The sequence below is a fragment of the Oerskovia rustica genome (genome assembly GCF_014836555.1).
In the GTDB taxonomy this organism is placed as follows: Bacteria; Actinomycetota; Actinomycetes; order Actinomycetales; family Cellulomonadaceae; genus Oerskovia; species Oerskovia rustica.
The window spans coordinates 1-18,044 of the sequence record NZ_JACSQQ010000033.1; the positions used below are offsets into that span (position 1 = coordinate 1).

The following is an 18,044-nucleotide window of genomic DNA, read 5'->3' on the forward strand; positions in this document are numbered from 1 at the left end:
CCGCCCCCCCCGGCCGGACCCCACCCCCGGAGGTACGCATGGACCGCGAGTCCGTCATGAGCTGGGTGGCTGCCTACGAGGCGGCCTGGCGCGGCGAGGACCGGGGGGCCGTCGCGTCGCTGTTCACCGAGGACGCCACCTATGCGCGGTCGCCCTACGACGACCCGCTGCGCGGGCACGACGCGATCCGCGACTTCTGGCTCGCCGACGCCGGGGAGACGTTCACCATGACGGCCCAGCCCGTCGCGGTCGACGGGCTCGCCGCGGTCGTCCGGGTCGAGGTCCGCTACGACGGGCCGACGCCGCAGGAGTACCGCGACCTGTGGATCCTGCGGTTCGCGGACGACGGCCGCGTCGAGGACTTCGCGGAGTGGGCGTACTGGCCCAGCAAGCCGTACACCGCGACCTGAAGCGCCCGGCCCGGCCGGCCCGGCCGGCCCGGCCCACGTCGTCGTGCGCATCGACCTGCACCCCGCGCCGCCGCGTGCCCCGCGTGCGAGGATCGCGACCATGAGCGCCGCCGCGCCCCGCACGGCCCCCTCCGGCCCGCCCGGTTCCTGGGGCATGCGTACCGACGTGCTGCGTCACGGCCACGGCCACGACTCGGACAAGGTCGGCTACGTCGAGCTGTTCTTCGACCTGGTGTTCGTCTTCGCGGTCACCCAGCTCTCGCACTCGCTCATCGCCCACCCCGACGGCACGACCCTGGTCCAGACGCTCGTCCTCGGAGCCGCGGTCTGGTACCTGTGGATCGACACGACGTGGGTCACCAACTGGCTCGACCCCGAACGCACGCCCGTGCGGACCCTGCTGATCGTCCTCATGCTGCTGGGGCTGCTCATGTCGAGCGCGATCCCCGAGGCGTTCGGCGACAAGGCGCTGCTGTTCGCGGGGACGTTCGTCGCGATCCAGGTGGGGCGCTCGGCGTGGACGGCGTACGCGCTCCACCGGCACTGGCCGGAGAACGGCACGAACTTCGTGCGCATCACGGTGTGGCAGGTGTCCTCGGGGATCCTGTGGGTCGCGGGTGCCCTGGCCCCGGACGGGTCGTGGCGCCTGCTCCTGTGGGTCGCGGCGGTGCTCGTCGACTACGCGGGACCCCGCGCGCTGTTCCGGGTCCCGGTGCTGGGGCCCACCGATCCCGCGACGTGGGTCGTGCGCGGCGGGCACATGGCCGAGCGCGTCGGACTGTTCATCATCATCAGCCTGGGCGAGTCGATCATCGTCACGGGGACCGCGTTCGGGGAGCTCGAGCTGACGGGCACGGTGCTCCTCGCGTTCCTCGCGGCCTTCGCGTCGACGGTCCTCATGTGGCTGCTGTACTTCGACCGCTCCGAGCGGCGGGCGACGGCGTTCTTCGCGGGGTCCGACTCGCCCGGCATGATCGCGCAGACGGCGTACACGTACGTCCCGTACCTGCTCGTGGTCGGGATCGTGCTCACGGCCGTCGCGGACGAGATCGTCCTGCTGCACCCTCTGGGCCACGAGGACGCGGGGCACTCCGACCCGTGGACGGCCGCGCTGATCTGTGGCGCCGGCATGGTCTACCTCGTGGGGAACACGCTGTTCCGGCGTGCGACGGGCGGGCCGTGGTCGGTGCCGCACCTCGCGGGCGTGGCTGCGCTGGGCCTGCTCTACGCCTCGTACCCGGTGCTGTCGCCGCTCGCGGTCAACTGGGTCTCGAACGGCGTGCTGCTCGCGGTGATCCTGGGGGACGTCGCGCTCTCGCGACGCGCGTCCGCCGCCGGTGGCACGCCCTCCGCCTGAGACTGCCCGACGGCGTCCCTAGCCGACCTGGTTCGCCCGCGTCGGTGGCCTGGGCGCCTCGAAGAAGTGGTCCAGGTCCTCGCGCATGAGCGACGCCCCGTCGTGATCGCCTGCCAGGCTCGCGAGCAGACGCGTGGCCAGGTCGCGGACGGGCTCGTTGGTGACCGACGAGTGGTGCCGCAGGACCTCGAACGCCTCGGCGTCGTCGAGGCCGTAGACGACCATGAGCGCGCCCTTGGCCTGCTCGATCGTCGCCCGCCGGGCCGCGGACGCCGAGACCGCCTGCGTGGCGTGCGCCTGCGCGAAGGCCTCCTGCGAGTCCGTGAGATCCATGAAGTAGCCCGTGACCTGTGTGACCTCACCGCTCGCCGGGTCGACGTCGCCCTGCCCGACCACCCCGAGGATCCGGGTCCGCCCGGTGGCGTCGATGATCCGGTGCATGCCGCTGAACGGTGCTCCGGTACGGGTCACGTCGGCGAGGATCTCCGCGACGCGGGTGACGTCGTCGGGGTGCTTGTGGGCGAGCATGAGCTGGGTCGTCGGGACGACCTCGTGGGGCGCGAACCCGTGCATCTCGAACAGCTCGTCCGACCACCACCACCTGCCGGTGGGGACGTCGAGCGTGTACCGCGCGACGGGTTGCCGCCCTCCGGCCAGGAGGGCCGCCACGAGCCCTTGGTCGTTCTCGTCCGTCGTGTCCTGTGCCATCGTGTCGACGCTCCCCAGTGCACCCCTGCGGGCTGCCCTCCCCCAGAGTCCCATCTTTCCGATGGTAGGCACGCCGGGTCGGAGCGCAACAGGTCCCCGTCCGGGGCTCCGGGTCGCAGGTCCGCGCACGGCCCGCCGGGGCCGAGCACCACCGGCGGCGAGCCGGACGGACCGGGGCGCGGCGCCGTCGGGCGTGGGCGTGGCGCGCGCTACGGCGCGTCGTCGCCCGTGTCCCCCGCACCGCTCGCGGGGGCGCTCGCCGTGCGCCGGGTGCGCGCGACGAGCACTCCGCCGCCCGCGACGAGCAGCAGCGCGAGCCCGACGAGGAGACCCGCCTGGGTCCCGGTCGCGGGAAGCCGGGAACCGTTGCCGGCGCTCCCGCCGGTGCCGGATCCCGCTCCCGGGTCGGTGGTCGAGCCACCGGCTCCCCCACCGCCCGTACCGCCCGTGCCGCCCGTCGAACCGCCGTCACCGTCACCGCCGCCGGTGACCTCGGCGAAGTTCACCAGGTACACCTCCGAGGAGTCGGTGCCGCCGTACGGGTCGGCGGTCACGACGTACCAGCCGTGCTCGCCCGCGCCGGGGCGCTGCCAGGTCGCGGACAGCTCGGTGCCGCTCTCGACGTCGTCGAACTCGGCGATGGACCGCGTCATGAGGACCTCGGCGGTGAACGCGTCCGACGTGAGGGTCTTGGTCCGCGGCTCGATGCCGAGCGCCGCGTACGGGATCACGAAGTCCTGGTGCTCGGGGGCGAGCGACGGGTCGTCGGACCCGTACCGGTCGAGGTACGGCGAGTACGTCCGGGCGTGGACCGTCCGCCCCTGGTTGTCGAACTGGAGCAGCCGCAGGAACGACTGACCGCCCTCGGGGAGGCCCTGGTAGTCGAAGAGGATCTGGTGGACCGAGCGGTCGGTCACGCCGTCCCCGTCGTCGTCGAACGCGTCGACCCGCGTGAACGCGTCGTGGTAGTGGCCCGAGAAGACCATCTTGACGTTCGGGTTGGTCGCCACGACCTCGTCGTAGATGCGCTGCGGCACGGGGCCCAGGCCACCGGTCGTGAGCATGTACTCGTGCAGGTTGATGATCGCCTCGCGCTCGGGGTAGCGCGCGAGGACCTCGTTCATCCACGCGATCTCGTCGTCACCCGGCCCCCAGCCCATGTAGAGCATGAGGAAGTCGATGCCGCCCGCAGTGATCAGGTCGTAGTGCCCGCGGTTGTCCTGGTACGAGCCGCCGTACCAGGGGTTGGCCGCGTAGCGGGCCTCGCCGAAGAGCTGAGAGTACGGCCCGTAGTCGATCTCCTTGTGGCCCACGTCGTGGTTGCCCGCGAGCACCCCGTAGGGCAGTCCGGCGTCGTCGAGCATCGAGTACGCCGCGTCCGCGTTGGCCCACTGGTGGGGCTGGGTGTGGTTGTCCACGATGTCGCCCGTGTGGAAGACGTACTGCAGGTTGACGTCGTCCCGCTGGTCGAGGAAGTAGTCGTGGATGTCGAGCTGACGGTCGTAGTACGAGTCGTTGTAGTACTGGGTGTCGGACTCCCAGCCGAGCGTGAAGTCGTACGACGAGCGCGGCGTGTCCTCGGGGTGGTTCGGGGTCACGGGCGTCTGGCGCGTCGAGAGGTCCTCGCCCGCGAAGCCCTCGGAGTGCTGCACGAGCACCGTGAGGACGCCGTCCCGCGCGTGGTCCTTCGCGGGGACGGTCGCGGCGAGGGTGAACGCCTCGGGCTCGGTCGCCGCGGCTGCGGTGACGTGCCGGTCGACCTCGTCCCAGTCGCCCGTCGCGGTGTTGAGCACGTACAGGATCACCTTGGCGTCGGCGTTGGCCGACCCGTCCCACGTGAGGCGCGTCGCGTAGTCCTCGCCGGCGTCCTCGGGGATCGTGACCTGGTAGGTCCGGTAGGGGAACTGGGAGTCGGAGGCCGTGGTCGCGCCGCCGGCGCGGGCGCCGGGTCCGGGCAGGGCGAGCGCGGCGTCGGCGGCGACACGCGTCGTGCCCGACGTCGTCACGACCGCCGCGTCCTCGTCGTCGAGCCGGTAGCCCTCGCGGAACGAGACGTCGAGGCGGTCGCCGCTCGGGTCGGCGACCTTGGCGCGCAGCTCGACCTCCTCGCCCTCGACCGTCGTACCGCCCGCGGGCGAGACGGCCTCGGAACCGGGGTTCTCGACCGGGGTCGTGAAGGTCACGGTCCGCTCGCTCCGGTTCCCGACGACGTCGCGCGCCGTCAGCGCGAACGTGTGCTCGCCGTCGGGCAGGACGAGCGAGGACGTCGCGTACGGGAGCGTGACGGCCTGGCCGTCGAGCGTCGCGGTGAGCGACGCGAGCCCCGAGCCCGTGTCGGTCGCGGACGCGTCGAGCGTGAACTCGCCGCGGTAGTCCGTACCGTCCACGGCGTCGGTCGCGATGACCGGGCTCGTGTTGTCGACGACCACGGTGGCGCGCGCCGAGCCGGTACCGTCGGTCGCGGCGACCGTGTGCTCGCCGTCGGCCGCGGCCGTGGTGTCCCAGGCGTGGGACACCGCGGTGAAGGCGTCGTCCGGGAGCGTGAAGCGGGCGTCGAGGAAGTCGAGCTTGCCGACGCTGTCGCCCATCTGGAGGACCGTGGTCGGGTCGTCGTACCCGGCGGGGCGCAGCGTGCGGCCGTCGGGCAGGACCAGGCGAAGGTTCTTGATCTGGAAGTCGTCGTTGTTCTCGTCGGGGTCGATCTCCGGGGCCGCCTTGGTGCCCGCGTAGACGCTCACGACGAGCTCGTCGCCCTGGCGCACCATGCGCAGCGGCACGTCGGTCGCGATCGTCTCGTAGCCCTCGTAGATGCCGTCGTCGAAGATGTTCAGCACCTCGCCGCCCGACAGCACGCCGTTGCGGAAGAAGGTGTTGACGCCGCCGGCCTCGAACGCGAAGACGGGCTCGTCCTCGAGCGCGGGTGCCACGGGGGCGACGCTCGTGCCGTCGATCGTGAGCGACAGCGGGCTCGGGTACGTGTCGCCCGCAGCGGCGACGGGCGTCGTGCCCGTGACGAACTCGCCCTCGTCCACGTTCAGGCGCACGGGCGCCGTGTCGACCCCCGTGATCTCGATCCGGCGCGGGGTCGTGCGGGTCTGGTGGGTGCCGTCGGAGGCGACCAGCACGTACTCGTACCAGCGCTTGCCCGTGAGGTCGGCCGGGTGGATCGCGTGCCGGAACGCCGTCCGGGCACCGGACCCGTCCGCGGCGAGGCCCACCGTCAGGTCGATCCGCTGGTAGTCGGCGTCGACGTCGCTGCGCAGCAGCAGCCGCACCGAGCGCACCTGGACGTCGTCGGTCACGGTCGCCTCGATCGCGAGCTCGTCGGCCGGGTCGACCTGCGCCGGGGTCGTGTCCGCGACCTTCGGCGTGACCGTGTCGGCCGGGACCTCGACGGGCGTGGCGGGCCTCTGCGCGGCCGAGACCGCGCCGGGCGTCGCGGCGCTCACGCCGATCTTGCGCTGGACCATGGCGTCGGCGGCGTCGGCCGCGTACTGGATGCCGCGGTCCGCGACAGGGTCCTTCACGCCGCCCAGGTTGTAGTAGGCGCGGTTGAGCGCGAAGCCCGTGCGGGTCGCGATCTCCAGCCCACGGGGCGAACCGTTGGCCATACCGCCCGAGTGGATCTCCAGCAGGTCGGTCCCGGCCACCAGGTGCGTGCCGAACTTCGCGTTGAAGTCGGCCCCGGTGAGGTGGTCGTTCTGGCCGTTCTTGACCCACAGCACGAGCGTCCCGCCCGCGGGCACGACGACGTCGCCCGGCACGGCAGGCCACTCCACGACCTGGCTGTTGGTCAGGTCGTCGAGCGGGTAGAGGTAGTTCAGCGTGTAGTCGTCGAAGTCCACGGGGGTGCTCGACGCGTTGTACAGCTCGACGAACTCGTAGCCGTCCCCGGTGCCCACGTTCGAGGAGTCCGGCAGGAGCTCGGTCACCTGGAGGTGCGCGCCGTTCCCCGGGGCGGGCTCGGTCGTGGGCGGGTCGGTCGGGGTCTCGCCCGGGCCGGGCGTCGGGTCGGTCGGCTGGTCCGTCGGCGGGTCCGTCGGCGCGGGGGTGGGCGCCGGGGCGAGCGCCTCGGGCGCGACGACCCCGGGTGACGGGACGCCCTTCGCCTCGAGCAGCCCCGCCGACGCCGCACCTGCGGCCGGCACCTGGAAGTGCGCCGTGCGCCCGGCCGCGACCGACCCGGCCGGGTAGAACGACCAGGTGGGGGACGCGCCGTCGGGCCCGAGGACGCGGATGCCACGGTCCCCACCGTTGGCCATGCCCGCCTGGCCGCTCACCCGCACGAGCACGTAGTCGCTCGCGGTCGCGCCCGCGGCGGCGTAGTGGTCGCGGAAGTCCTGCTCGGTGCGGACCGAGGTGTCGACGTTGCCCGACGTGTAGTCGAGCCACAGGACCACGGCCTGCCCGGCCGGCACGACCGTGCCCGCCGGGACGTTCAGCGGCACGTCGCGCGAGCGGTCGTCCGAGTCGGCGTACGTGTACGCGAGCCCGATGCCCGCTGCCGTCAGGTCCACCGGCGCGTCCGAGCGGTTGAAGAGCTCGACGTACTCGAAGTCGTCGACGCCGGCGTTGTCCGGGGCGAGCTCGGAGACGAAGAGCGGGAACGGCGTGCTCGCGGCAGCGTGGGGCAGGGCCGCCAGGGCCGTGGGCGCTGTCGGCGCACCGGCCGTCGCGACCGCCGCGGTGCCGACGGCCGTCGTGAGGCCGATCGACACCACGGCGACGCAGCCGGTGAGTCGTCTGGTCAGGGACATGCGGGTTCCTCCGGTCTTTCCCGGTCGTGGGGGTTCCGCTGGACCATAGGAAACCGGTGTGAACCGGAGGTGGCCCGACATGTCGGGTACCTGAACGACGGATGACCGAGGCACCCGTTCCGGGGCAGGAGTGACGCACGCCTCACCGGGCGGTCGGCAGCGGGCGGGCGGCGGTCCGGCACCGTATGCGCGGCAGCCCTCGGCGGACGTGCCGCGAGTGCCCGGCGGACGCCCGGCCGGCCTCAGGCGGACCTCAGGCGGACAGCGGCGCCGCGGCCGGGGCCGCCAGTGACACAGCGAGCGATCCATGCCCGGCGACGTCGATCCCCGCGGCGACGACGCGCGCGACACCGCCCGAGACCTCGACCGTCGAGACCGAGGCGTTGGGCAGCGCGACGAGCCCAGTCGGGTCGATCGTCGCGAGCATCGCGCCGAGCGTCAGCCCGTGGCCCACGACGAGCACGTGCTCGTCACGGCCCGCGCCCGCCGCGTCGTCGTGCGCCGCGACGATGCGGTCGAGGACCGCCCGCACGCGCGCCATGAACTCCGCACCGGGCTCTCCCCCGCCGATGCCCGGGTGGGTGCCCGCGAGCACCGCGGGCACGAGGGTGCTCCACGGGACGACCGCGTCGAGCTCTCGCTCGGGCCGTCGCTCGAACGTGCCGAAGGACAGCTCGCGCAGGTCCTCGTCGACCGAGAGCCTCAGGCCGGGGTGGTGACGCAGTATCTCGATCGCCGTGAGCACGGCGCGCCCCTGGGGCGAGGAGTAGGCGGCGTCGAACTCGTGGCGCGAGAGGTGCTGCGCGGTGACGCGCACCCCCGCGCGGCCCGTCCGCGTGAGCGGCGAGTCGCACGCGCCCTGCAGGTGGCGGCGGGCGTTGAGGACGGTCTGGCCGTGGCGGACGAGCGTCAGTGTGAGGGTCATCGTCGAAGTGCCCTTTCCGGTGGTCCGGTGCGTTGTCGCTCGCGACGCTAGCCCCGACGTCCGGCGCCGCGGTGTCCCCCGCGGGGCGCCCGCACGACGATCCGATGAACGTCGCGTGCCTCCCGTCCTGTCAGGCGCGACCCCGCCGCGACGCCCTCCGAAGGGCCGGGACCACGAACGTCACGCCGATCCCCGCGACGATCCACCCCCACCCGAGGTCCGGGTGTGCCGGGGCGAGGACGTCCGAGAGGCCGGCGTCGGCGAGGCGCACGAGGGTGCCCTGCTCCTGGGCGAGCGCCGGCACGACGCCCACGGCGACGAGCACGATCCCGAGCCAGCCGGCAGTCGCCGTGCCGTGCAGGACGGCGCGCGCTCCTCGCGGGCCTCGCCGGGCGAGCAGGTAGGTGAGGAACAGCGCGACGCCGGCCAGCGCGAAGAACGCGATCAGGTCGACCTTGTCGAGGGGGCGGTGGAGGTAGACGTCGGTCCAGGGCATGGACTCCCCCAGGACGGCGGTCACCCCGACCTCGTCGGTCCCGACCTCCGCGGCACCGGTGGCCCTGGCGGCGTCGAGAAGGCGCACGTCGACGAGCCCGAGCGGCCGGGTGAAGCCGTTGACGAGGTGGATCAGCGCGAGGCCCCAGGCGATCACGGCACCCGTCAGGGCGAGCGCACCGGCCTTGCCCTCGTCGCGGGCGCGGGCCTCGCGACGGTCGGACGTCCGGGGGGAAGCACTGTCGGCCATGGTCTCGCTCTCGTCGCGGGGCGGGTCGCCACATCCTCCCGGAGGGCCGGGGCTGCGTCCAGCCCCGGCCCGGGGGGCCGCAGTGCGCCGCGGGGGCGGGCGCGTAGCTCCCGGTCTCGAGCTCCTGCGTGAGCGACGGCCGCGTGGGCGCCCAGCCCGCCGCACGCGAGCGCGTCGTGGTCGCGGCGCGCTGGTCGAGCAGGAGCGCGTCGGCGAAGGGCGTACCGAGCCGCTCGCGGCTCGCGTCGTCGCTCTCCGGCCCGACGGCGCCGCCCAGCCCGGCAGCACGGCTCGCGGCCCGCGTGAGGTCGGCGACCGTGGCGCCGTCGTCGCCCGTGCCGAGGAGGCGACCCGTGAGCCCCTGCTCGAGCGCGAGCACGTAGAGCTCGGCGAGGTCGTCGACGTGGACCGTCGCCCAGTGCTGGGTGCCGCTGCCGACCAGGGTGAGCGCGGCGCCGTCGGGACCTGTGCGCGGGGCCCCCGCGAGGAGGGGCGGGATGCCCGCCCCGTGGCCGTACACGACGCCAGGGACGACGACCGAGGCGACCACGCCGCCCTGGGCCGCGGCCGCGAGGAGGCGCTCCTCGATCGGGACGCGCCACGCGACGATCGCGGGCGGGTCCAGGGGCGAGTCCTCGACGATCGCGTCCCCGTCCCCGTAGACCCAGATGCCGCCCGTGTGGACGAACGGCCTGGTCGTGCCGTCGAACGTCGCGAGGACCGCGTCGACGACCGAGGTGTCGATCGCGAGGCTCGTGCCGTCGCTCGCGGCCGCCGCGTGGACCGCGGCGTCGACGTCGACGAGGAGCGCGCCGACGGCGGCCGTGTCGGTGATGTCGGCGACCACGGGCGTCGCGCCCGCGGCCTCGACCGTGCGCGCGGACCCCTCGCTGCGGACGAGCGCAGTCACCTCGTGGCCGTGCGCCGTGAGCGCGGTCAGCACCGCGGACCCGATGTACCCCGTGCCACCCGTGAGCAGAACCTTCATGTCAGCCTCCTCGACCCCACCCGGGGTGCCGGCGACGCCTGGCGCGTCGCGATGAGGCGACAGTATCCAGCGGGTACCAATGACTTCAACGTGCCATTATTACCTCATGGATACTGTTGCGGTCCCGGTCGAGGACGTGCCCGACGTGTTCTCGCCGTCCTGCCCCTCGCGGCTCGTCGTCGAGCGCCTCGGCGACAAGTGGACCCTGCTCGTCCTCATGGCGCTGCGACCCGGCGTGCTGCGCTTCGGCGAGCTGCGCGACAAGATCGGCGCCGTGACCCCCAAGGTCCTCACGCAGACCCTCCGCTCGCTCGAACGGGACGGGATCGTGACCCGCACCGTCTACGCCGAGGTCCCGCCGCGCGTCGAGTACACGCTGACCGACCTGGGGCGCTCCCTGCTCGAGCCCGTCGACGCGATCCGCGCCTGGTGCGAGATCCACGGCGACCGCATCGCCGCGGCGCGCGAGGCGTCGACGGTCTGAGGCCGGCCCCCTGCCGGCCCGCTCAGCCCTGCGGACGGAGCGCGATCGCCATCGCCTCGAGCGCAAGCAGCGGCGCCACGTTGCCGCCGAGCCGCTCGCGCGCGACGCCGATCGCGTCCATGCGGCGCACCGTCTGCTCGGGCGTGGAGTCCTCCGCGAGCGCCTGCACGGTCTCCGCGAGCTCGGCGTTGACGAGGTCGACCTGCGCCCCGAGCTGGACCACGAGCACGTCGCGGTAGAGCGAGAGCAGGTCCAGCATCGACCGGTCGAGGACGTCGCGCTGGTGACGGGTCGCGCGACGCTTCTGGTCCTTCTCGAGGTCGGTGAGCTGGGACCGGAGCCGGGGCGGCATGGTTCCTCCCGGCTCGACCCCCAGGGCGCGCAGGAGCTCGGCCTTCTCGATCGCGTCGCGCTCCTCGGTCGCGGCCTTGGCCTCGGCCTGCGCGACCTCGACGAGCTCGCCCGCGGCGACCACGGCGTCCCCGACGCCACGGATCCGGCGCGCGAGGGCCAGCACCGACGACCTGCGCTCGCGCGCCCTGCCGTCCCGGGCCAGGCGCCGGGCGAGGCCGATGTGGCTCTGCGCGGCACGCGCCGCGGCCTCGGCGACGACCGGGTCGACGCCGTCCCGCGCGACGAGCAGCCGTGCGACGGCCTCGACCGGGGGGACCCGGAGCGCGACGCCCCGGCAGCGGGACCGGATCGTCACCAGGACGTCCTGCGGGCTGGGCGCGCACAGGATCCAGACCGTGCGAGGCGGTGGCTCCTCGATGGCCTTGAGCAGGACGTTCGTGGTCCGCTCGGCCATGCGGTCGGCATCCTCGACGATGATGACGCGCCAGCGGCCCTGGGACGGACGCCTGCTCGCGACGCCCACGAGGTCGCGGACCTCGTCGATCGCGATGGTCACCTTCTCGGTCGCGACGATCGTCACGTCGGCGTGCGTGCCCGCGAGCGTGGTCGTGCACGCCTGGCACACGCCGCACCCGCCCTGCTCGCACTGCAGCGCGGCGGCGAACGCCCGGGCCGCGTTGGACCGCCCTGAGCCGGGCGGGCCGGTCAGGAGCCACCCGTGGGTCATGGCCGCGGGGTCGGTCGCCGCGGCCGAGAGCATCTCGACCGCGTGCTCCTGCCCGACGACGTCGTCCCAGACCGTCACGGCGCGGCCGTCTCTGCGGCGCCCGTGGCGGCGGGTCCTGCGGACGTCTCGGCGGCGGGACCGGGCGCCGGGTGCGTCACGGGACGCGTGACCGGCAGGTCGGCGAGGTCCGGGGCGTAGCCGATCGCGGAGTCGGAGTCGTCGAACCCGTCGTCGGGCAGCGCCTCGACCGTGTCCTCGGCCTCCTCGACCACGGGGGTGAGCTCGAGCCGGGCCGCGAGGTCGACCCGGATCTGGGCCTGGATGTCGTCGATCGACGCGGTCGCGTCGATCACGACCCACCGCTCGGGGTCCGCCGCGGCACGCGAGAGGAACGCCTCGCGGGTGCGCCGGTGGAAGTCGAGCCCCGCGCTCTCCAGGCGGTCGGGCTTCCCCTGGAGCCGCTCGGCCGCGACCGCGGGGTCGAGGTCCAGCAGGACCGTCACGTGCGGCATGAGTCCTTGGACGGCCCACAGCGAGATGAGCTCGACCTCGTCGACGCCCAGCTCACGGCCACCCGACTGGTAGGCGACCGACGAGTCGAGGTAGCGGTCCGTGACGACGACCGCACCCCGCTCGAGCGCGGGCCGGACCAGGTGCGCGACGTGGTGCGCGCGGTCGGCCGCGTAGATGAGCGCCTCGGTGCGGGCGTCCATGTCCCGGCCGTGCAGCACGGCCTGACGCAGCTCGACGCCCAGCTCGGTACCCCCTGGTTCGCGGGTCAGCACGACCTCGCGGCCGGTCAGCTCGCCCAGCCACTCCCCCAGGAGACGGGACTGGGTGGACTTGCCGACGGCGTCGCCGCCCTCGAACGAGATGAAGTAACCGGGTGTGCTCACGCGCCCACGATAGTCGGGCCACCCGACAAGGGAAGGTCGCACGGCACGGGACGGGCCGCGCGACACGGCCGGTAGCCTCGGTGGCATGTCCGTCCTCCCCGTACCCGGTCCTGGCCTCCCCGACTCCCCCGCGCTCCCCACCCCGGGCGTCGCGTTCGCGGGGCGCACGTTCGACGCGATCCTGTTCGACATGGACGGCACCCTGATCGACTCGGTGCCCGCGGTCGACCGGAACTGGCGCCGCTGGGCGCACGAGTACGGCCTGCCGGACGCGGACACGTTCCAGATCGAGCACGGCACCCCGGCGCGGACGTTCATCGCGCGCCTCCTGCCCGCCGACCTGGTCGAGGAGGCGTACCACCGCATCCACGACCTCGAGCTCCACGACACCGAGGGCGTGCGCGTCCTCCCGGGCACGGTCGACGCGTTCGCGTCGCTCCCCGCGACGCGTCAGGCGATCGTCACGTCGTGCACGCGCCCGCTCGCGGCGGCGCGCATCGGGGCGTCGGGCCTCGTGCCGCCCGCGGTCGTGGTCACGGCCGACGACGTGACGCACGGCAAGCCCGACCCGGACCCGTTCCTGCTGGGCGCCGAGCGGCTCGGCGTCGACCCGTCGCGCTGCCTCGTGGTCGAGGACGCGCCCGCCGGGGTCGCCGCGGGCCGGGCCGCGGGGTGCGCGGTGCTCGTCGTCGAGGGCACGCACACGCTCGCCCAGCTCGCGCAGGCTGCCGTGGCTCCCGACGCGGGCGCGAGCGGGCTCGACACGGTGCGCTTCGCCGTCGGGCAGGACGGGTCGATCAGCGTGACCGACGCCTGACGAGGACCTACTCCTCGCCCAGCGCCGCGACCCCGCGCCGGATCGCGAGCACGGTCGCCCCCGCGACGAAGTAGTCCTCGTCCGCGCCGCTGCGCACGTCGCGCACGGCGCGCCGCAGGCGCTCGGTCGTGTCACGGACGCGGTCGAGCGCCTCGGGTTCCGCGAGCGCCCCGGCCGTGGACCGCACGGCGTCCGCGTACGCGCGCAGGGCGTCGCGCACGAGGGGCCGCAGGGACTCGCCGAACGCGAGGTCGTCGAGGTCCTGCCTCTCCCACCCGGTGACGAGGCGTGTCAGGTCCCCGACGACCGACGACGTGACGCCCAGCGCGGCTGCCTGGGAGCCCTGCGCGCGGGTCGCCTCCGCGTACCGGCGGGCGCGACGGTTGATGTGCGCCGCCTCGCGCGCCTGCTCGGCGGACCGCTGCGACCGGTCGACCACCGGACCGAGGTGCAGGCGCCGCTCGTCCCACTCCTCGGGTGAGGGCGCGACGTCGCTGTCGAGCCCGTCCGCGAGGTGGTCGAGCTGGTCCGCGAGGGCGTCCTTGAGCCGGTCGAGGTCGACGTCGGACGCCGCGAGGGGCAGCGGCGGGAAGAGCAGGTTGATCCCGATCCCGACGAGCGACCCGACCAGGACGAGCCCGATGTACGCACCCATGTACCCGACCTTGTCCGCGTTCCCGATGATGAGGACGAACAGCGCCGAGGTCACGGCCCACGACCCCATGTCTCCCAGGAGCCCCCACCCTGCGACGAGGATCGCCACGGCGACGACGAGCGCGATCGACAGGGCGCTGGGCGCGAGCACGAGGTCCACGCCGCGCGCCACGAGCGCCCCGACGACGATCGCGCCGACCGCCTGGAAGGACTCCCGGACGGAGCGGGCCACGGTGCTCGTGGTCGCGACGACCGCCCCGAGGGGCGCGTAGTACGGGTAGTCGGAGAAGGGCTGCGGCAGCACGATCCCGACGACCCAGGCGACGGCGGCGGCCACGGCGCCGCGCAGCGCCATGGCCCACCGGGGGTGCAGGTGCCACTGGCGGAGCGCGGCGGCGGCCAGGCCGCGCGCCCGGGTCGCCCGGGGGGCGGGGAGGGCAGGGGTGGTCATCGCGCCACCCTAGGCACGGCTGGGACGGGCCCGCAGGGGCGGGCTCCGGGTGGGTACGGTGTCGCCGTGACGACGACCTGGCGGGTGCGCCCCGTCCTCCTCGACGACGAGCCCGAGTGGCTCGACCTGTACGCGGGCTACCGCGCGTTCTACGAGATGCCCGCGGACGCGGCGCGGGACCGCCTGGTCTGGTCCTGGCTGCACGACGGCGCCTCGGGGGTCCGCGGTCTGGTCGCCACGGACGGGACGCGCCTGGGCGGCATCGCGGTGCTGCGGACGTTCGAGCGCCCGCTCGACGGGTCGCACGGGTGCTGGCTCGACGACCTGTTCGTCGCCGAGGCGGCACGGGGGGCCGGGGTCGGGCGCCTGCTGCTCGGGGCCGTCGGTGTGCACGCCGGGGACCTGGGGGCGAGCGTCGTGCGCTGGATCACGGACCCGGCGAACGCCACGGCCAGGCGGCTCTACGACTCGGTCGCGACCGCAACCCCGTGGGTCACCTACGACATGTCGCCCGGGGACGGGCGCCCGGGCTAGATGACGCCGGCGCGCAGCGCGGCGGACACGACCTTCGAGGCCGCGGCGTGGACCTCCATGAGCTCGTCGAGGGTCAGACCCGTCGCGGCGGTGATGGCGGGCGGCACCTTCTCGGCCTGCGTGCGGAGGTCGCGCCCGGCCGGGGTCAGCGTCACGTCGACGACGCGACCGTCGTGCTCGTTGCGCGAGCGCGTGAGGTACCCCGTGGTCTCGAGCCGTCGCACGAGCGGGGAGAGCGTGCCGGGGTCCAGGTGGAGCCGCTCGGCGAGGGACGTGGCCGTGGTGCGCTCGCCGGCCGCGGCGTCCTGCCACAGCGCGAGCATCACGAGGTACTGCGGGTGGGTCAGGCGCAGGGGTTCGAGCAGCGGCCTGTACATGGCGACCATCGCGCGGGCGCCGGCCGACAGCGCGAAGCAGACCTGGGACTCGAGCGCGAGCGGGTCGGTGCCGGGCAGCGGGGCGCTCTCGATCGACGTGGTCATGTCGTCATCGTAGCCAGTTCTCCCCTATGCTTGGTACACCAATCATTGGTGCACCATCTACTTGCACCGTTCTCGAGAGGAGAGGCGCATGGCCGACAAGCAGCGACGACGCCCCCTGGGCCTGCGCATGACCGAGACGTTCCTGCCGATCTTCGGACCGGCACAGGTCGGGAAGCAGGGCTCCCCCGGGCGCGGCGTCTCCGCGGCCGAGGCCGAGCGCGACCGCGAGCTCAAGACGCGCTTCGAGTACGTGACGGGCCCCGACGGCCGCAGCTACGTCGTCGAGCACACGGACGAGCCGACGGCGAGCTAGCCCCGCACGCCACCCCCGCCCGCGGCGTCGAGAACGGGGTTGAGGTCGTTCTGCCCGTCAGAACGACCTCAACCCCGTTCTCGACACACCCAGGTCACTCGTTCGGGTAGACCACGCCCGTCTGGCGGCGGATCTCGTCCATGGTCCGCATGACGTCGAGCGTGTCCTGCCACGTCATGCGCGGGCTCTCGGTCAGGCCGGCCTCGAGGCAGCGCGCGACCTCGGCCGCCTGGTACTGCTTGCCCTCGCCGCGGAAACCCTCGTAGCGCCACTGCGCGCCGTCGTGCCGGATCACGCGGAACGACGTCGGGGCGTAGAACGTGCCCTCGATCTCGATGCGCCCCGCGGTCCCGGAGATCGACGCGACGTTGGGCGTCTGCGACCAGAGCGTGGTCGACAGCGTGGCCATGGCCTGGCCGTAGCCGAGCGTGATGCCGAGCTGGCCGTCGACGCCCGTCTCCGTGAGCGCGCCGACCGCCGTGACCGACGACGGCGCCCCCAGCACGTCGTGCGCGAACGACACGGGGTACACGCCCAGGTCGAGCAGCGCTCCCCCCGCGAGGTCGGGGGCGTAGAGCCGGTGCTCGGGGTCGAACGGGAAGAACTGGCCGTGGTCGGCGGTGACGTTGACGATCTCGCCGATCTCCCCGCGCGCGATCACCCCGCGCAGCGCGGCGACGTGCGGCAGGAACCGCGTCCACATGGCCTCCATGACGAAGACGCCCGCGGCCCGCGCCGCGTCGAGGATCTCGCGCGCCTCGGCCTCGTTGCGCGTGAACGCCTTCTCGACGAGGACGTGCTTGCCTGCGGCGATGGCCAGCAGCGCGTGGTCGCGGTGGTGCGAGTGGGGCGTCGCGACGTACACGACGTCGACCTGCGGGTCCTCGACGAGCTCGGTGTAGTCGGCATGCGTGGTGTGGATGCCGTGCTCGGTCGCGAAGCGCTCGGCCCGGACGCGGTCGCGCGAGCCGACGGCCACGACGCGCGCCCGCGTGTGGTCGCGCACGGCCTCGGCGAACGACCCGGCGATGTTTCCGGCGCCCAGGATCCCCCAGCGGACGGTGGGAGCGGTCCGCGGATCGGGCACGACGCCGGAGACCACCTCGGGCAGGTCGGCGGCGGTCGCGACGAGGTCGGGCAGGGAGGCGGGCTGGTCGGTCGGTGCCGCGGCGCGGGCGTCGTTGCTCATGGGTTCACGCTAACCCCGTGAGAGCGGTGCCACGGGGTATTGCCCGAGGCGTGGTCGCGCGGCGCCCAGGTGGGCCGCCGTGCCGAGGACGAGGTTCCGCGCGGTCGAACCCCGCGATCGAGGCCGTTCCCGCAGCCAGAACGGCCCCAACCTCGTTCTCGGCACCGCTACTCCCCCGGGTACACGACCCCCAGCTGCGCGCGTGCCAGGTCCATGACCCGCATCAGGTCGAGCGTGTCCTGCCACGTCATGCGCGGGCTCTCGGTCAGCCCCGCCGCCAGGCAGCGCGCGACCTCGGCCGCCTCGTACTGCTTGGCCCCTGTCGCGTACCCGTCGTACTCGCGCCGCGCCCCGTCGGCCCACACCACGCTGAACGTCGTGGGCACCATGAACCGGTCCACGACCTCGATCCGGCCGCCCGTGCCCGCGACCACGAGCGACGTCGCCGACTGCGCCAGGACCGACGACGAGAGCGTCGCCGTCGCCCGGTCGCCGTACCGCAGCACCACGGTCGACTGGGCGTCCACCCCGGTGGGAGCCTGCAGACCGACCGCCGTGACGTCGTCGGGCATGCCCAGGAGGTCCGTCGCGAACGCGAGCGGGTAGATCCCGATGTCCAGCAGCGCGCCGCCCGCGAGCTCGGGCGCGAAGAGCCGGCTCGCCGGGTCGTACGCCGCGTTCGAGCCGTAGGACGCCGTGACCGACCGGACCTCGCCGATCTCCCCCTGCGCGATCAGCGCACGGATCGCGGCGACGTGCGGCAGGTGCCGCGTGAGCACGGCCTCCATGACGAACGCTCCCGCCGCCCGCGCCGCGTCCAGGACCTCGCGCGCCTCGGCCTCGTTGCGCGTGAACGCCTTCTCCATGAGGACCGGCTTGCCCGCCGCGACCGCGAGCAGCCCGTGCTCGCGGTGGTGCGAGTGCGGGGTCGCGACGTACACGACGTCGACGTCGGGGTCCGCGACGAGGGCCTCGTACGACCCGTGCACGGTCGCCGACGGCGCGTGCCGCTGCGCGAAGTCCCGCGCCCGGTGCTCGTCGCGCGAGCCCACCGCCGCCACGTGGCCCTGCGTGAAGGCCCGCACCTCGTCGGCGAACGAGCCCGCGATCCTCCCCGCCCCGAGGATCCCCCAGCGCACGGGAGGGGCGTCGCCGGGGTCGGGGACGGCGTCGAGCACGTTCACCACTGCGTGAGAGACCATGCGTCCACGCTACTGCGGCCGTGCCGCAGCACCGCCGCGGGGGGGGGGGGG

16 protein-coding genes and 2 pseudogenes are annotated in these 18,044 nt (G+C 73.9%); 7 read left to right on the top strand and 11 right to left on the bottom strand.

Going from position 1 to position 18,044, the window contains the following annotated elements:
• Together H9652_RS15905 and H9652_RS15910 are read left to right on the top strand one after the other, a co-directional pair.
• Positions 1-410, top strand: a 410-nt coding sequence (locus tag H9652_RS15905) for a YybH family protein (RefSeq protein ID WP_225228341.1), incomplete at its 5' end; no start/stop codon positions are given.
• Between the two features lie 100 nt (positions 411-510).
• Positions 511-1,767, top strand: a complete 1,257-nt coding sequence (locus tag H9652_RS15910; RefSeq protein ID WP_191797215.1) for a low temperature requirement protein A — start codon at positions 511-513, stop codon at positions 1,765-1,767.
• 18 nt (positions 1,768-1,785) lie between these two features.
• Here H9652_RS15910 and H9652_RS15915 read toward each other — a convergent pair whose 3' ends face one another.
• The 4 genes from H9652_RS15915 to H9652_RS15930 all read right to left on the bottom strand — a co-directional run bounded on the left by H9652_RS15915 (position 1,786) and on the right by H9652_RS15930 (position 8,902).
• Positions 1,786-2,475, bottom strand: coding sequence for a PAS and ANTAR domain-containing protein (locus H9652_RS15915; RefSeq protein WP_191797217.1), 690 nt, complete (start codon positions 2,473-2,475; stop codon positions 1,786-1,788).
• A gap of 209 nt (positions 2,476-2,684) precedes the next feature.
• Positions 2,685-7,232, bottom strand: coding sequence for a metallophosphoesterase (locus tag H9652_RS15920; protein WP_191797219.1), 4,548 nt, complete (start codon positions 7,230-7,232; stop codon positions 2,685-2,687).
• A 253-nt stretch (positions 7,233-7,485) separates the two neighbouring features.
• The gene (locus H9652_RS15925; RefSeq protein ID WP_191797221.1) at positions 7,486-8,157 is read right to left on the bottom strand and encodes a histidine phosphatase family protein; all 672 of its coding nucleotides are present in this window, start codon (positions 8,155-8,157) and stop codon (positions 7,486-7,488) included.
• Positions 8,158-8,287: 130 nt separating this feature from the next.
• On the bottom strand, positions 8,288-8,902 hold the full coding sequence (locus H9652_RS15930) for a hypothetical protein (RefSeq protein WP_191797270.1): 615 nt from the start codon (positions 8,900-8,902) through the stop codon (positions 8,288-8,290).
• A 128-nt stretch (positions 8,903-9,030) separates the two neighbouring features.
• On the opposite strand from H9652_RS15930, the gene H9652_RS19925 reads away from it, so the two are divergent.
• A complete protein-coding gene (locus H9652_RS19925; protein ID WP_225228348.1) occupies positions 9,031-9,285 on the top strand; it encodes a hypothetical protein in 255 nt (84 codons plus the stop codon).
• A gap of 35 nt (positions 9,286-9,320) precedes the next feature.
• On the opposite strand, the pseudogene H9652_RS15935 reads toward H9652_RS19925, so the two are convergent.
• Positions 9,321-9,890, bottom strand: a pseudogene (locus H9652_RS15935) (NAD-dependent epimerase/dehydratase family protein); the annotation flags it as partial.
• A 106-nt stretch (positions 9,891-9,996) separates the two neighbouring features.
• Between H9652_RS15935 and H9652_RS15940 the strand changes: the two are divergent.
• Positions 9,997-10,374: a winged helix-turn-helix transcriptional regulator gene (locus H9652_RS15940; RefSeq protein WP_191797223.1), complete on the top strand. Its 378-nt coding sequence runs from the start codon at positions 9,997-9,999 to the stop codon at positions 10,372-10,374.
• Positions 10,375-10,396: 22 nt separating this feature from the next.
• Here the strand turns inward: H9652_RS15940 and H9652_RS15945 are convergent, their stop codons facing one another.
• Positions 10,397-11,533: a DNA polymerase III subunit delta' gene (locus H9652_RS15945; protein ID WP_191797225.1), complete on the bottom strand. Its 1,137-nt coding sequence runs from the start codon at positions 11,531-11,533 to the stop codon at positions 10,397-10,399.
• A 197-nt stretch (positions 11,534-11,730) separates the two neighbouring features.
• Positions 11,731-12,351 (bottom strand): annotated as a pseudogene (gene tmk / locus H9652_RS15950) (dTMP kinase); the annotation flags it as partial.
• A gap of 85 nt (positions 12,352-12,436) precedes the next feature.
• Here tmk and H9652_RS15955 point away from each other — a divergent pair.
• The gene (locus H9652_RS15955; RefSeq protein WP_191797229.1) at positions 12,437-13,168 is read left to right on the top strand and encodes an HAD-IA family hydrolase; all 732 of its coding nucleotides are present in this window, start codon (positions 12,437-12,439) and stop codon (positions 13,166-13,168) included.
• 7 nt (positions 13,169-13,175) lie between these two features.
• Here the strand turns inward: H9652_RS15955 and H9652_RS15960 are convergent, their stop codons facing one another.
• Positions 13,176-14,273: an FUSC family protein gene (locus H9652_RS15960; RefSeq protein ID WP_191797231.1), complete on the bottom strand. Its 1,098-nt coding sequence runs from the start codon at positions 14,271-14,273 to the stop codon at positions 13,176-13,178.
• 66 nt (positions 14,274-14,339) lie between these two features.
• On the opposite strand from H9652_RS15960, the gene H9652_RS15965 reads away from it, so the two are divergent.
• A complete protein-coding gene (locus H9652_RS15965; protein WP_318244213.1) occupies positions 14,340-14,807 on the top strand; it encodes a GNAT family N-acetyltransferase in 468 nt (155 codons plus the stop codon).
• Here H9652_RS15965 and H9652_RS15970 read toward each other — a convergent pair.
• Positions 14,804-15,289: a MarR family winged helix-turn-helix transcriptional regulator gene (locus H9652_RS15970; RefSeq protein ID WP_191797233.1), complete on the bottom strand. Its 486-nt coding sequence runs from the start codon at positions 15,287-15,289 to the stop codon at positions 14,804-14,806. The two genes, H9652_RS15965 and H9652_RS15970, sit on opposite strands and share 4 nt — an antisense overlap.
• 88 nt (positions 15,290-15,377) lie before the next feature.
• On the opposite strand from H9652_RS15970, the gene H9652_RS15975 reads away from it, so the two are divergent.
• The gene (locus tag H9652_RS15975; protein WP_191791796.1) at positions 15,378-15,602 is read left to right on the top strand and encodes a hypothetical protein; all 225 of its coding nucleotides are present in this window, start codon (positions 15,378-15,380) and stop codon (positions 15,600-15,602) included.
• Positions 15,603-15,696: 94 nt separating this feature from the next.
• Here the strand turns inward: H9652_RS15975 and H9652_RS15980 are convergent, their stop codons facing one another.
• Both H9652_RS15980 and H9652_RS15985 read right to left on the bottom strand, forming a co-directional pair.
• On the bottom strand, positions 15,697-16,791 hold the full coding sequence (locus H9652_RS15980) for a Gfo/Idh/MocA family protein (protein ID WP_191797235.1): 1,095 nt from the start codon (positions 16,789-16,791) through the stop codon (positions 15,697-15,699).
• A 167-nt stretch (positions 16,792-16,958) separates the two neighbouring features.
• Positions 16,959-17,993, bottom strand: coding sequence for a Gfo/Idh/MocA family protein (locus H9652_RS15985; RefSeq protein WP_191797238.1), 1,035 nt, complete (start codon positions 17,991-17,993; stop codon positions 16,959-16,961).
• Positions 17,994-18,044: the final 51 nt, after the last annotated feature.

What these genes read in the sequence shown, in the direction of transcription:
- H9652_RS15910 (WP_191797215.1), top strand. Translation starts at nt 511, where the DNA reads ATGAGCGCCGCCGCGCCCCGCACGGCCCCCTCCGGCCCGCCCGGTTCC.
- H9652_RS15915 (WP_191797217.1), bottom strand. Translation starts at nt 2,475, where the DNA reads ATGGCACAGGACACGACGGACGAGAACGACCAAGGGCTCGTGGCGGCC.
- H9652_RS15920 (WP_191797219.1), bottom strand. Translation starts at nt 7,232, where the DNA reads ATGTCCCTGACCAGACGACTCACCGGCTGCGTCGCCGTGGTGTCGATC.
- H9652_RS15925 (WP_191797221.1), bottom strand. Translation starts at nt 8,157, where the DNA reads ATGACCCTCACACTGACGCTCGTCCGCCACGGCCAGACCGTCCTCAAC.
- H9652_RS15930 (WP_191797270.1), bottom strand. Translation starts at nt 8,902, where the DNA reads ATGGCCGACAGTGCTTCCCCCCGGACGTCCGACCGTCGCGAGGCCCGC.
- H9652_RS15940 (WP_191797223.1), top strand. Translation starts at nt 9,997, where the DNA reads ATGGATACTGTTGCGGTCCCGGTCGAGGACGTGCCCGACGTGTTCTCG.
- H9652_RS15955 (WP_191797229.1), top strand. Translation starts at nt 12,437, where the DNA reads ATGTCCGTCCTCCCCGTACCCGGTCCTGGCCTCCCCGACTCCCCCGCG.
- H9652_RS15960 (WP_191797231.1), bottom strand. Translation starts at nt 14,273, where the DNA reads ATGACCACCCCTGCCCTCCCCGCCCCCCGGGCGACCCGGGCGCGCGGC.
- H9652_RS15970 (WP_191797233.1), bottom strand. Translation starts at nt 15,289, where the DNA reads ATGACCACGTCGATCGAGAGCGCCCCGCTGCCCGGCACCGACCCGCTC.
- H9652_RS15975 (WP_191791796.1), top strand. Translation starts at nt 15,378, where the DNA reads ATGGCCGACAAGCAGCGACGACGCCCCCTGGGCCTGCGCATGACCGAG.
- H9652_RS15980 (WP_191797235.1), bottom strand. Translation starts at nt 16,791, where the DNA reads ATGAGCAACGACGCCCGCGCCGCGGCACCGACCGACCAGCCCGCCTCC.
- H9652_RS15985 (WP_191797238.1), bottom strand. Translation starts at nt 17,993, where the DNA reads ATGGTCTCTCACGCAGTGGTGAACGTGCTCGACGCCGTCCCCGACCCC.